The sequence below is a fragment of the Saccharopolyspora flava genome (genome assembly GCF_900116135.1).
In the GTDB taxonomy this organism is placed as follows: domain Bacteria; phylum Actinomycetota; class Actinomycetes; order Mycobacteriales; family Pseudonocardiaceae; genus Saccharopolyspora; species Saccharopolyspora flava.
Window position 1 is genome coordinate 306,137 of record NZ_FOZX01000006.1, and the last position, 12,959, is coordinate 319,095.

General features: G+C 70.3%; 10 protein-coding genes. 7 read left to right on the forward strand and 3 right to left on the reverse strand.

Going from position 1 to position 12,959, the window contains the following annotated elements; all coding sequences use genetic code 11:
- Positions 1-28 precede the first annotated feature (28 nt).
- From purS to purL, 3 genes are read left to right on the forward strand one after another with little or no spacing between them, the layout of a single operon-like run.
- Positions 29-268: a phosphoribosylformylglycinamidine synthase subunit PurS gene (purS, locus tag BM424_RS19335; protein WP_093419957.1), complete on the forward strand. Its 240-nt coding sequence runs from the start codon at positions 29-31 to the stop codon at positions 266-268.
- Positions 265-942 carry a phosphoribosylformylglycinamidine synthase subunit PurQ gene (gene purQ / locus BM424_RS19340; protein WP_093419959.1) on the forward strand — a complete coding sequence of 226 codons (678 nt, stop codon included), beginning with the start codon at positions 265-267 and terminating at the stop codon, positions 940-942. The genes purS and purQ overlap by 4 nt, the downstream gene beginning before the upstream one ends.
- Positions 939-3,221, forward strand: coding sequence for a phosphoribosylformylglycinamidine synthase subunit PurL (gene purL / locus BM424_RS19345; RefSeq protein WP_093419962.1), 2,283 nt, complete (start codon positions 939-941; stop codon positions 3,219-3,221). The genes purQ and purL overlap by 4 nt, the downstream gene beginning before the upstream one ends.
- A gap of 299 nt (positions 3,222-3,520) precedes the next feature.
- On the opposite strand, the gene BM424_RS19350 is transcribed toward purL, so the two are convergent.
- Positions 3,521-4,276 carry a lysozyme gene (locus BM424_RS19350; RefSeq protein ID WP_245775967.1) on the reverse strand — a complete coding sequence of 252 codons (756 nt, stop codon included), beginning with the start codon at positions 4,274-4,276 and terminating at the stop codon, positions 3,521-3,523.
- A 452-nt stretch (positions 4,277-4,728) separates the two neighbouring features.
- On the opposite strand from BM424_RS19350, the gene BM424_RS19355 reads away from it, so the two are divergent.
- Positions 4,729-6,894: a putative bifunctional diguanylate cyclase/phosphodiesterase gene (locus BM424_RS19355; RefSeq protein ID WP_175548165.1), complete on the forward strand. Its 2,166-nt coding sequence runs from the start codon at positions 4,729-4,731 to the stop codon at positions 6,892-6,894.
- A gap of 200 nt (positions 6,895-7,094) precedes the next feature.
- Here BM424_RS19355 and BM424_RS19360 read toward each other — a convergent pair whose 3' ends face one another.
- A complete protein-coding gene (locus BM424_RS19360; RefSeq protein ID WP_245775968.1) occupies positions 7,095-8,945 on the reverse strand; it encodes a glycoside hydrolase family 15 protein in 1,851 nt (616 codons plus the stop codon).
- Positions 8,946-9,070: 125 nt separating this feature from the next.
- Positions 9,071-9,646, reverse strand: a complete 576-nt coding sequence (locus BM424_RS19365; protein ID WP_093419968.1) for a type VII secretion system-associated protein — start codon at positions 9,644-9,646, stop codon at positions 9,071-9,073.
- Between the two features lie 184 nt (positions 9,647-9,830).
- On the opposite strand from BM424_RS19365, the gene BM424_RS19370 reads away from it, so the two are divergent.
- The 3 genes from BM424_RS19370 (at position 9,831) to BM424_RS19380 (ending at position 12,774) form a co-directional block, all read left to right on the forward strand.
- Positions 9,831-10,238, forward strand: a complete 408-nt coding sequence (locus BM424_RS19370; RefSeq protein WP_093419970.1) for a PRC-barrel domain-containing protein — start codon at positions 9,831-9,833, stop codon at positions 10,236-10,238.
- 289 nt (positions 10,239-10,527) lie between these two features.
- Positions 10,528-11,700 carry a S8 family peptidase gene (locus tag BM424_RS19375; RefSeq protein WP_093419973.1) on the forward strand — a complete coding sequence of 391 codons (1,173 nt, stop codon included), beginning with the start codon at positions 10,528-10,530 and terminating at the stop codon, positions 11,698-11,700.
- Between the two features lie 270 nt (positions 11,701-11,970).
- Positions 11,971-12,774, forward strand: a complete 804-nt coding sequence (locus BM424_RS19380) for a helix-turn-helix domain-containing protein (protein ID WP_093419975.1) — start codon at positions 11,971-11,973, stop codon at positions 12,772-12,774.
- The last annotated feature ends 185 nt before the right edge of the window (positions 12,775-12,959 follow it).

Below are 12,959 nucleotides of genomic sequence, written 5' to 3' on the forward strand. Positions count from 1 at the left end.
ATCTGCACGGAAACCGGGAGCAGCACCCGTGGCCCGAGTCGTTGTCGACGTCATGCCCAAGCAGGAGATCCTCGACCCGCAGGGACAGGCGGTGGCCAACGCGCTGCCCCGTCTCGGGTTCGACGGGATCACCGAAGTCCGCCAGGGGAAGCGGTTCGAGCTGGAGGTCGCCGACGACGTCGACGACGCCACCCTCGCCAACATCGCCGAGACCCTGCTGGCCAACCCCGTGATCGAGGACTTCGAGGTTCGGCGGGTGGAAGCATGAGCGCGAAGGTCGGGATCATCACCTTCCCCGGCACGCTCGACGACGTCGACGCCGCGCGCGCGGTGCGCCGCGCCGGTGGCGAGGCCGTCGCCCTCTGGCACGCCGACCACGACCTCAAGGGCGTGGACGCCGTGGTCGTGCCCGGCGGGTTCTCCTACGGCGACTACCTGCGCTGCGGCGCGATCGCCAAGTTCGCCCCCGTGATGACCGAGGTCATCATCGCCGCGGGCAAGGGGATGCCGGTGCTGGGCGTGTGCAACGGCTTCCAGATCCTCTGCGAGTCCGGCCTGCTGCCGGGCGTGCTCACCCGCAACGCGGGCCTGCACTACGTGTGCCGCGACCAGTGGCTGAAGGTGGAGAACAACTCCAGCGCCTGGACCACGCGCTACGACGCCGGTGCCGAGCTGCTCATCCCGATCAAGCACGGCGAGGGCAACTACATGGCCGACCAGGCCGTCCTCGACCAGCTGGAGGGCGAGGGCCGCGTGCTGTTCCGCTACGCCGGGGAGAACCCGAACGGGTCGCAGCGCGACATCGCGGGCATCACCGACGCGCGCGGGCGGGTCGCCGGCATGATGCCGCACCCCGAGCACGCGATCGACCCGCTGACCGGGCCCACCGACGACGGCCTCGGCATGTTCCTGTCCGTTCTGGATTCTTTGGTGGCAGCGTGACCGACAAGATCGATTCCGTCGGGGTGGCCGAGAAGTCTCCCGACGTCGACCAGCCCTACCGCGAGCTGGGGCTCAAGGACGACGAGTACCAGCGGATCCGCGAGATCCTCGGCCGCAGGCCCACCGAGGCCGAGCTGGCGATGTACTCGGTGATGTGGAGCGAGCACTGCTCCTACAAGTCCTCCAAGGTCCACCTGAAGTACTTCGGCGAGACCACCACCGACGAGATGCGCGCCAAGATGCTCGCCGGCATCGGCGAGAACGCGGGCGTGGTCGACATCGGTGACGGCTGGGCGGTCACCTTCAAGCTGGAGAGCCACAACCACCCGTCCTACGTCGAGCCCTACCAGGGCGCGGCCACGGGCGTCGGCGGCATCGTCCGCGACATCATGGCGATGGGCGCCCGCCCGGTCGCCGTCGCCGACCCGCTGCGGTTCGGCCCGGCCGAGGCCGAGGACACCAAGCGCGTGCTGCCCGGCGTGGTCGCCGGCGTCGGCGGCTACGGCAACTGCCTGGGCCTGCCGAACATCGGCGGCGAGGTCGTCTTCGACGACACCTACGCGGGGAACCCACTGGTCAACGCCATGTGCGTGGGCGTGATGAAGACCGAGGACCTGCACCTCGCGCACGCCACCGGCCAGGGCAACAAGATCATCCTGTTCGGCGCCCGCACCGGTCTCGACGGCATCGGCGGCGTGTCCGTGCTGGCCTCGGAGACCTTCGACGGCGACGAGAGCGCGGGCGGCCGCAAGAAGCTGCCGAGCGTGCAGGTCGGCGACCCGTTCGCCGAGAAGGTGCTCATCGAGTGCTGCCTGGACCTGTACCACTCCGGCCTGGTCGTGGGCATCCAGGACCTCGGCGGTGCCGGGCTGTCCTGCGCGACCTCCGAGCTGGCCGCGGCCGGTGACGGCGGCATGCGCGTCGACCTCGACCAGGTCCCGCTGCGCGCCACCGGCATGAACGCCGCCGAGATCCTCTCCAGCGAGTCCCAGGAGCGCATGTGCGCGGTCGTGGACCCGTCCAAGGTGGACGAGTTCATGGAGGTCTGCCGGAAGTGGGACGTCACCGCGAACGTCATCGGTGAGGTCACCGACGGCGAGAACCTGGAGATCTACTGGCAGGGCGAGCTCGTCGTGGACGTGCCGCCGCGCACCGTGGCCCACCACGGCCCGGTCTACGAGCGTCCCGTCGAGCGGCCGGGCGAGCAGGACCTCATCGCCGCCGACAACGCCAACACGCTGGCGCGCCCGTCCACCCCGGACGAGCTGCGCGAGACCATCCTGACGATGGCGGCCTCGCCGAACCTGTGCTCGCGCGCGTGGGTCACCGACCAGTACGACCGCTACGTCCGCGGCAACACGGTGCTGGCCCAGCCGTCCGACGGCGGTGTGCTGCGCATCGACGAGGAGACCGGGCGCGGCATCGCGGTCGCCACCGACTGCAACGCCCGCTACACCCGCCTCGACCCCTACACCGGCGCGCAGCTGGCGCTGGCCGAGGCCTACCGGAACGTGGCCACCACCGGTGCCACGCCGATGGCCGTCACCAACTGCCTGAACTTCGGTTCGCCGGAGGACCCGGGCGTGATGTGGCAGTTCCAGCAGGCGGTGCGCGGCCTGGCCGACGCCTGCGCCGAGCTGGGCATCCCGGTGACCGGCGGCAACGTCAGCTTCTACAACCAGACCGGGCAGCAGGCGATCCTGCCGACCCCGGTCGTGGGCGTGCTCGGCACGATCGACGACGTCACCCGCCGCATCCCCACCGGCATCGGCGGTGAGGAGGGCGAGACGCTGATCCTGCTCGGCGAGACGCGCGAGGAGTTCGGCGGTTCGGAGTGGTCCCGGGTGGCCCACGACCACCTCGGCGGCACGCCGCCGCAGGTCGACCTGGCCCGCGAGAAGCTGCTGGCCGACGTCGTGCTGGCGGGTTCCCGCGACGGCATGATCTCCGCCGCGCACGACCTGTCCGAGGGCGGTCTGGCGCAGGCGCTGGTCGAGACGGCGCTGATCGGCGAGTGCGGTGCCCGCGTGGTGCTGCCGGAGGGCGTGGACCCGTTCGTCCAGCTGTTCTCCGAGTCGTCCGGCCGGATCCTGGTGGCGGTCCCGCGGTCGGAGGAGCTGCGCTTCACCGACATGTGCACCGCCCGCGGCCTGCCGTGGGCCAAGGTCGGCGTCGCCGACGCGGGTTCGAACTCCCTGGACATCCAGGACGTCGCCGAGATCCCGCTGCCCGAGCTCCGCGAAGCCTGGGAAGGCACCCTGCCGAAGCTCTTCGGCTGACCCTTCATTCGACGGGGGCCCCGACCACTTCGGTCGGGGCTCTCGCCATTCCGCCCCCGGCCGCAGGCCATCCCGATCCCCAGTCGCAGGCCATCCCGGTCCCCGGTCGTCTCGGTCCCCCGTCGTCCCGGTGAGGCTCGTACCTCCCGACGGTGCCGGGGTGACCCGAATACTCCGGTATTCCGTTACCCGATTACGGCGGTATTCCGTGACCGGATTACTCCGGTATTCGGGGACCCGATTACGGCGGTATTCCGCGTGCCGATTACCGGCGTAATCGGGTCACCCCGAGGCCGGGGTCAGCCGTGGGCGAGGGCTTGGAGGGCGGACATCGGGCCGTTGAAGTGGTTCTGGTCCAGCGGGTCCGAGGTGTGCTGCCAGAAGGTCCAGTACAGCCAGCCGGTCGGGAGGGCGCCGGGGGTGTCCGCGTAGCGGGCGATCCAGAGCGGGTTGGTGGTGGCGAAGTTGCCGACGCCGCACTGGGTCCACCAGTTGGTGCTGGTGTAGATGACCGGGTAGCGGCCGGTGCGGGCGCGGTAGGTGTCGCTGAAGTCCTTGATCCACCCGGTGAGCGCCTCGCCGCTCATGTCGTAGCAGGTCTGCCCGTACGGGTTGTACTCCACGTCGAGCGCGCCGGGCAGGGTGCGGCCGTCGGCGGACCAGCCGCCGCCGTGGTCGACGAAGTAGTGCGCCTGGTCGGCGCCGCTGGAGGCATTGGGGATCGCGAAGTGGTAGGCGCCGCGGATCATCCCGACGTCGTAGGAGCCGGTGTACTGCTGCCCGAAGTAGGGGTTGGTGTAGCTGGTGGACTCGGTGGCCTTGACGTAGGCGAACCGCTTGCCCTGCCCGTACCAGGCCGGCCAGTCCACGTTGCCCTGGTAGCTGGCGACGTCCATGCCGGGCACGCTGAGCAGCGGGTCGAGCTCCGGCAGCGGCAGCGGGTCGAGCGGTTCGAACTTGCGGATCTGCGACCCCAGCGTCGCGTTGTCCTCGTCGGTGATCGCCGGGCTCGCCTGGGCGGGGGCGGTGATCACCGCGCAGGCCACCGCGAACATCGCTACCAGGGCTGATCGACAGCGTGCCGTCATCGTCGCCTCGCATCACGGGTGGTCGTGGGCCGTGTCGGGTGGCTACGCATCGTGCCCCGAAAGTGTCGCGAATGTTTTCCGAGGGCGGAAGATGCTGTGTTAGCTTTTGACCGGATCGGCTCAATCCGTACCTCTGCGGGGCACCCGAACAGGGGTTTTGGCGAGGAGTTGCCAGCGCAACCTCTTGGGGTGGGTTGAGCGTCTAAGAGTTGGGGGACCGAACTCCGCCACCGCTGCGCGGTGAATGCGATCGCGGACGGTAGCGGTGCTGTGCGCGTGGGTCGCGCGGATGGCCGCCCGACATCGGTGTGACGGTTGCTCCGCGTGCCGTACGTGATGTTCGACCGCCAGGCTCATCCGGTCGTATGCTCCGACGAGAAACGGCCCGGGCTAGGACGACGAGTGGAGGGCGCCCAGGCATGACTGGCTGGACCGCGCCGGTGCCCAGCGCTCACGAGGTGGCCGCCAAGGTGAACCGAACCGACCGACGACGTTTCGCCGCGGTCTGGGCTCAGGCGTTGATGGGGACCAGCTACGTCCCGATGACCAGCGCCGAGGTCGAAGGCCGTCTGCAGGGCTACACCGACCGGCTGGTCGACGCGCTGATCGGTGAGCCGTTCGACGCCTCGCCCGCGCGGGCGGTGGGCGTCGACCTCGTCGGCGTGCACTTCACCAGCGCCGAATCGCTGGCGCGCACCGTCGAGCTCATCGGCGGCGAGATCCTCGACGTGCTGCACCTCGGCGACGACCCCGTGTGGCGCGGCCGGGTCGCCGCGCTGCAGGCCGCGCTGTGCTCGGGGTTCGTGCAGGCCGCGCGCAAGCGCACGCTCGACGAGCAGGAGGCCATCCGGCAGGCCGTGCTCGACGCCCGCGACGCGGTCGAGCTCGCGCTGCGCACCAGCGAGGCCCGCTTCCGCGCGATCTTCTCCGAAGCGGCCATCGGCATCGGCATCGCCGACACCGAGGGACGGATCCTGGAGGTCAACGGCTCGCTGGCGCGCATCCTCGGCCGCTCCGCCGACGACATCCGCCGGATGCAGGTCGCCGACATGGTGCACCCGGCCGACCCGGACCGGACCTGGGAGCTCTACGAGGAGCTGCTGCGCGGCGAGCGCGAGCAGTTCCGGGTGGAGAAGCAGTTCTCGCGGCCCAGCGGCAAGACCGTGTGGACCGAGCTGTTCGTGTCCCTGATCCGCGACGAGGACGGCAAGCCGCTGTACCAGGTGGCGCTGATCGAGGACGTCACCGACCGCCGCGAGCTGCAGGAACGCCTCCGCTACCAGGCGATGCACGATCCGCTCACCGCGCTGCCGAACCGCGCGCTGTTCCTCGACCGGCTGGAGTCGGTGCTGCAGCGGCACGGACCGGAGGACCGGGTCGCGCTGTGCTACATGGACCTCGACGGGTTCAAGGTCATCAACGACAGCCTCGGTCACCACGTCGGCGACGACCTGCTGGTCACCGTCGCCGAGCGGCTGGCGGCGACGGTGCAGGGCGATGACCGGCTGGTCGCGCGGATGGGCGGCGACGAGTTCGTCATCCTGCTGCAGAACTCCGCCGGGACCGAGCAGGCCGTGGAGGTCGCCGACCGGGTGCTGGACGCCATCGACGAGCCGATCCGCATCGACGGCCACGAGCTGACCGTCTCGGCCAGCATCGGCATCGTCGAGCGCGAGATCGCCGGGCAGACCGCGGCCGAGCTGATGCGCGACGCCGACGTGACCCTGTACTGGGCGAAGTCCGACGGCAAGGCCCGCTCGGCCCAGTTCGACCCGGAGCGCAACGCCAACGAGGTCGCCCGGCTGCGCCTGGCGGCGTCGATGCCGGCCGCGCTGGAGCGCGAGGAGTTCTACGTCGACTACCAGCCGCTGATCGGGCTGCGCGACAGCTCCGTCGTCGGCGTCGAGGCCCTGGTCCGGTGGGGCCACCCCGACCTGGGCAGACTCGGGCCGGACAAGTTCATCGGGCTCGCCGAGGAGACCGGGCTGATCGTCCCGCTGGGCCGGTGGGTGCTGCGCAAGGCGTGCGAGCAGGCCAAGCGGTGGCAGGACCGGTTCGGCGACGAGGCCCCGTTCGTCAGCGTCAACCTCGCGGTCCGGCAGTCCCGCGACCCGAACCTGGTCCAGGACGTCGCCGAGATCCTGGAGGAGACCGGGCTCGCCCCGCACCGGCTGCAGCTGGAGCTGACCGAGAGCGCGATCATGTCGACCGCCGACGAGCCGCTGGACAAGCTGCGGGCGCTGTCCCGGATGGGCGTGCGGATCGCCATCGACGACTTCGGCACCGGCTACTCCAACCTCGCCTACCTGCGGCACCTGCCGGTGCACGAGCTCAAGATCGCCGGGTCCTTCATGGAGGGCCTGCGCGACGCCGAGCGCGCCGACCCCGTCGACGCCCGCATCGTCGGCACCCTCGTCGACCTCGCCCACACCCTGGGGCTGACGGTCACCGCCGAAGGCGTCGAGACCCAGGCGCAGGCCCGCAGGATGGCCGAGATCGGTTGCGAGACCGGCCAGGGCTACCTCTGGGCCAAACCCGGGGACCCCGAGACGGTCACCGGCTACATCGCCTCCCACCTCGAATGACCGACGTCCCACCCCTGGGACGACCCCTCACCACGTCTCGTGGGGTGGGGAAGTTTTCATGAAAACTTCCCTCTCCCCACGAACGCCGCGGGAGGCGCCGTGGGCGTGGGAGGGGCGAAGTTTTCATGAAAACTTCGACTTGGTGGGGGCCCGAGGTCGGGGAAGTTTTCATGAAAACTTCCCCACCCCGGGAGTCGACGTCACTTCCCGTTGCGTCGGGACTTCTGCTCCCGGGTGCGGCCTCCGAAGAGGACCGCGGCCGAGTTGACCAGGGCGAGGTGGCTGAAGGCCTGCGGGAAGTTGCCCGCGAAGCAACCGGTTTCGCCGTTGAACTCCTCGGCGTAGAGACCCACGTCGTTGGCCATGCCGACGAGTTCGTCGAACATCCGGACCGCCTCGTCGCGCCGGCCGCAGTAGGCCAGGGCGTCGACCATCCAGAACGAGCAGGCCAGGAACGAGCCCTCCTGCCCGGTCAGGCCGTCGACCTCGTTCGGCTGCTCGGTGGTGGTGTAGCGGTCGACCAGCACGCCGTGCTGCAGCTCGCGCTGGATCACCTCGACGGTGCTGCGCATCCGCTCGTCGGTGCCGGGCAGGAACCCGACCGAGGGCAGCAGCAGGACCGCGGCGTCGAGCGCGGTGCCGCCGTAGAACTGGGTGAACGCGCCCAGATCCGGGTTCCACGCCTCGCGCAGCACCTCCTCGCGGACCTGATCGCGCAGCTCCCGCCAGCGGTCCACGGGCCCGGGCAGCCCGTCCTCCTCGGCGGCGCGGACCGCGCGGTCGAACGCGACCCACACCATCACCTGCGAGTGCGTGAAGTGCCGGTCGGGGCCGCGCACCTCCCACAGGCCGCGATCCGGCTCCCGCCAGATCCGCTCCAGGTGGGTGAGCATGCCGCGCTGCACCTCCCAGGACTGCTCGCTCTCGGCGAGCCCGCGCTCCCGGGCCAGGTGCAGGGCGTCCATCACCTCGCCGTAGACGTCGAGCTGGGTCTGCCGGTAGGCGGCGTTGCCGACCCGCACCGGGCTCGCGCCCCGGTACCCGGCGAGCCAGTCCAGCTCCCACTCGACCAGGTGCCGCTCGCCGCCGACGCCGTACATGATCTGCAGGTCGGCGGGGTCGCCGGCGACGGCGCGGACCAGCCAGCTGCGCCACGCCGCGGCCTCGGAGGTGCAGCCGAACTCGTCGAGGGCGAGCAGCACCAGCGTCGCGTCCCGCAGCCAGCAGTAGCGGTAGTCCCAGTTGCGGTCGCCGCCAACGGCTTCCGGCAGCGAGGTGGTGGGGGCGGCGACGATGCCGCCGGTCGGCGCGTAGGTCAGCGCCTTGAGGGTGGTCAGGGACCGGCGCACGGCCTCCGGGTGCGGCCCGTCGTAGGCGATCTTGCCGGACCAGTCGCGCCAGAACCCCTCGCACTCCAGCAGTTCCTGCCCGGGGTCCAGCGGCGCGGGCGTCCGGCCGTGGTCGGACGCCCACTGCATCGTCCAGCACAGGCGCTGACCGGCGGAGATGGTGCCGGTGTAGCGGTGGGCGCGCTCGCCCTCGACCCGCTCGGGCAGTGCGTCGCCGCGCAGCACGACGGTGTGCGGTCCGGCGATCGCCAGGACGTGCTCGTCGAGCACCGGCTCGGTGGCCCGGACCCGGCGCACCCACGGCACCGAGTCGGCGTAGTCGAAGCGCAGCACCCAGTCGAGCTGGAACGGGACTTCGCCGGAGACGCCTTCGACGATCCGCATCACGCACGGCTCGCCGCTCTCGTTCATCTCGTGCGGCGGCATGAAGTCGATCAGCCGCAGCACGCCCGAGTCGGTGCGGAACTCGGTCTCCAGCACCAGCGTGGTGTCCCGGTAGCGGCGGCTCACCTCGCGCACCGGTTCGGTCGGCGCGATCGACCAGTACCCGTCGCCGTTGCCGCCCAGCAGCCGCGAGAAGCAGGAGGGCGAGTCGAAGCGCGGCAGGCACAGCCAGTCGAGCGAACCGCTCCGGCCGACCAGAGCCGCTGTCCGGAGGTCGGACAGCAGCGCGTAGTCCTCGATCAATCCGGGCCCGGTCACCCCGTCGACCCTAGGTTCGATCGGGGCGACCGGCCATCCGTCGAACGAGTTTCACCGGTAACCGGCGAAGCCGGCTTCTCCTCCACCACCCTGGCAGCCGGCGCCGCCGAGCAAGCTGAGCAGCCCTATTCTCCCGGCTCTTCGGCGAATCGCGCCAGCACGCCGTTGGGGATGACGGCCTGCACGGCCTCGTGGAGGTTGAGGCCGAGGTCGTAGCCGCCGAGGACGTCGGGCAGCCAGGAGCCCGGGACGGTGCGGTAGCCCGGCCAGTCCTCCGGGACCCGGGAGGACGAGGTGCAGGCCGGGACGAGCGTGGTGCCGTCGGACATCTCGGCGGTGTAGACGTTGCGGTCCTCGGCGGACGGCGCGTAGAGCATGACCTCACCGGCGAGGACGGCGCGCGGCAGGTCGTCCTCCGGGCGCTCGCCGTCGGCGATCTCGTCGAGGACGCGCTCCAGGTCGTTGGTGGGTTCCGGCCGGTGCAGCATCAGGTCCGAGGGGACGTACTGCTCGTTGAACTGGAACTCCTCGTCGATCTCGCCGTTCTCGTCGATGCGGTAGGCACCCACGACGCCCTCCGGCGGCATGTCGCCGTCCTCGTCCTGCGCGTAGCCGGGATCCGCGATGTACAGCCAGGTGTTCGGGTTCTCCTTGGCGTGCGCGCGCATCTCGTCGGTGATCGGCGGCGTCGGTTCGGTCATGGGGTTCGAGACTCCGTTGCTCAGCTGGACAAAGAACACGCCCCGCATCTGCCGAGCGCTCCCGTTGAAGGGTCCCATTCTCGGCGCGGCGTGGTCCGAAGAGGTCAGTCCGCCGTTTTGAGGTGCCGTCTCGCCTGCTGAAGGGGGAGACTTGATTCCCGGGGCTTTCGGGGAGGGGTGCTCGATGATCGGTCAGCGGGAAGCGTTGCGCATGTTCGGGTGCGAGGTCTTCGACCCGGCCGGGCAGCGCATCGGCATCGTGGGTCAGCTGTTCATCGACGACGACACCGAGCAACCCGCCTGGATCACGGTCCAAACCGGCCTGTTCGGCACCAACGAGAGCTTCGTGCCGCTCGACGGCGCCGCGTTCGACGGCGACACGCTGACGGTCTCGGTCGGCAAGGAGGCGGTGCGCCTGGCGCCGCACGTCGACCTGGAGCAGGGCGATCTGCCGCTGGCGACGGAGCGGGCGCTGTACCGGTACTACGGGATGACCTACGGCGTGGAGCCCGAGGACGAGTCCGAGCAGTCCGACGAGTACGTCGAGTCGGTGCGCCTGCGGTTGCGGCGCTGGGTAGCGGCCACCCGCTAGAGGGTCCACCCCCGTCGTTATATTGAGTACGGACTGTTACCTCTACTTGCGGGTAACAACTGGGAAATCCGGCGATCGCCGTGCCGTTCGGCCCCTTGCGCGCGAGCCGGTTTCAGCTGCTCATTCCCGGTAGGACCGGGTTCATTGGGAATGCGTTAACCCCAACGTCCGATTGTGTGGCGCAAAATCGCCAACGTCGCCCATACGAGTGCACTCGCTGGTTACGTTCCGCTCTGAAACACCTCCGCTCGGCCCCACCCGAGCGGAACCGTTTGAAGGAGGGGAACGCATGAGGAAGCTGCTCTTCGGCACCGGGGCAGGGGTTGCCGCGGCGGCGCTCGTGTTCGCCGGAGCTCCCGCCGGCGCACAGCCGCAGGTCGACCTGGCCCCGCTGACCCTGCACCCGCAGGCTCAGTCGCGGGACACCGCGGACGTCTACATCGTCAACCTCAAGGACGGCATCGCCCCGCAGGGCGTCGCCGAGGAGCTGGGCGTTCAGGCCCGGCACACCTACACCAAGTCCATCAACGGCTTCTCCGCGAAGCTGACGCAGGACCAGCTCAACAAGGTCCGCGCCAGCGACAAGGTCCAGAACATCTCGCAGAGCTACCACATGGAGGTCGAGCCGAACGTCAAGCCGGCCGCCGCCGGCTCGTGGGGCCTGGACCGCCTGGACCAGCCGCAGCTGCCGCTGGACGACAACTACAGCCCGGCAGGCAACGGTGAAGGCGTCACCGCCTACATCATCGACACCGGCATCTCGCCCAACCACCCCGACTTCGGCGGTCGCGCCTCGGTCGGCTTCGACGCCACCGGTGGCGACGGCATCGACAAGCAGGGCCACGGCACGCACGTCGCCGGCACCATCGGCTCGAACACCTACGGCGTGGCGCCGGGCGTCAAGCTCGTCGGCGTCCGGGTCCTGGACGACCAGGGTCAGGGCACCACCGAGTCCGTCGTCGGCGGCATCGACTGGGTCGCCCAGAACCACGACGAGAACGCCGTGGCCAACATGTCGCTGGGCGGTCCGAAGGACCCGGCCCTCGACGAGGCCGCGACCAACCTGGTCAACAGCGGCGTGTTCCTCGCGGTCGCCGCGGGCAACGAGTCGCAGGACGCCTCGCAGGTGTCCCCGGCCAGCGCCGAGGGCGTGTTCACCACGGCCGCGTCGGACAACACCGACACCTCCGCCGAGTTCACCAACTTCGGCGAGACCGTCGAGGGCTACGCCCCCGGCGTGGACATCGTCTCCACCGTCCCCGGTGGTGGCACCGAGGCGATGAGCGGCACCTCGATGGCCAGCCCGCACGTGGCCGGCGTCGGCGCGCTGTTCCTGGCCGCCAACCCGGGTACCGCTCCGGCCGACGTCATCAAGGGCCTGCAGGGTCAGGCCTCGACCGGCGTCATCCAGGGAGCCCCGCAGGGCACCCTCGCCGACCTGCTGCAGATCGGCGACCTGTGATCGCGTGATGCGGTAGAGCGCCGTCGCGGGCCCTTCCTGAGCGCTTCAGGGAGGGCCCGCACTGCATCGGCGCTGCTGCTTTCGGGGGTTCCGGGACTCCGCTGATCGGGCCACATGGCCTCATCGCCCGAGATGTCCGGCGAAAGTCGGTTCCGGCGGAGGTTCCCGGTGGATACGTTGCCAGAAGCAGGGGGAGCTCAGTGTCCATTGCGGTGCCCGCGCGACGACGTCGGGCAGGTGCCGCCGGGGCACATCGAGGAGGGATGTGCCGTGTTACCCGGATACACCGAGGAACTGACCAAGGCGTCGACCGAGGTCGCGGAACCTCCGGGCGGGGAGCCGCCCGCACCGGAGCAGCTCAGCCAGCGCGCCGTGCAGGCGCAGGTCGCCTCGGTCACCCGAGCGGCCAAGGCGCAGGCGGGCAGCGGCGGAGTGCTGCAGGTGGTGCACGGGGCCAAGCGGGTCGGCTGGGCCGCCTACGAGCTCCAGGCCGGTGCCACGCACCTGGTCCAGGGCGTGGCCAAGCCGCCGTACGCCCAGACCGGAACGCTGGATTCGCTGGAGTCGCGCAAGCTCGCCGAGGGCGTGCGCTACCAGGTGCTCTACGACCGCTCGGCGCTGGCTCGGCCGCCGCAGCTGGACATCACCACCAAGCTCGTCGCGATGGGCGAGCAGGCGCGGGTGATCCACGTGGCGCCCACCAAGCTGATCATGGTGGACAACGAGATCGCGCTGCTGCCGCTCACGGTCACCGAGACCTCGGTGGAGAGCGCGGTGGTGGTGCGCAGCTCGGCGATGCTGGCGGCGATCGCCCGCATCTTCGAGGACCTGTGGCGCTACGCGGCGCCGTTCACGGCCAACCAGGACCTCGACGGCAACGAGCTGCGGCCCACCGAGGAGGAGCGGTGGATCCTGTCGCTGCTGGCCTCGGGCGCCACCGACGACACCATCGGCCGGCTGATGGGCTTCAGCGCTCGCACCGCGCACCGCAGGGTGCGGGAGCTGATCGCGCGGCTGGGTGTCGAGACGCGGTTCCAGGCCGGGATGCAGGCGGTCAAGCTCGGCTGGCTGTGAGGCCGGTCGGTCGCGTCTCGCAGGTGAATCGATCAGGCGCCTCGGTCCCGGTTCTGCACATCTGAGCACCGGCTCCGAGGCGCACGGTCGGCCTTCCCCTGGTCGCGCCTCGGTCTCGCGTTGCCGACGGCCGTGAGCACCGGACGGTTTTAGCCATCATTGACCATGATCGAAGTCCCGTTTGT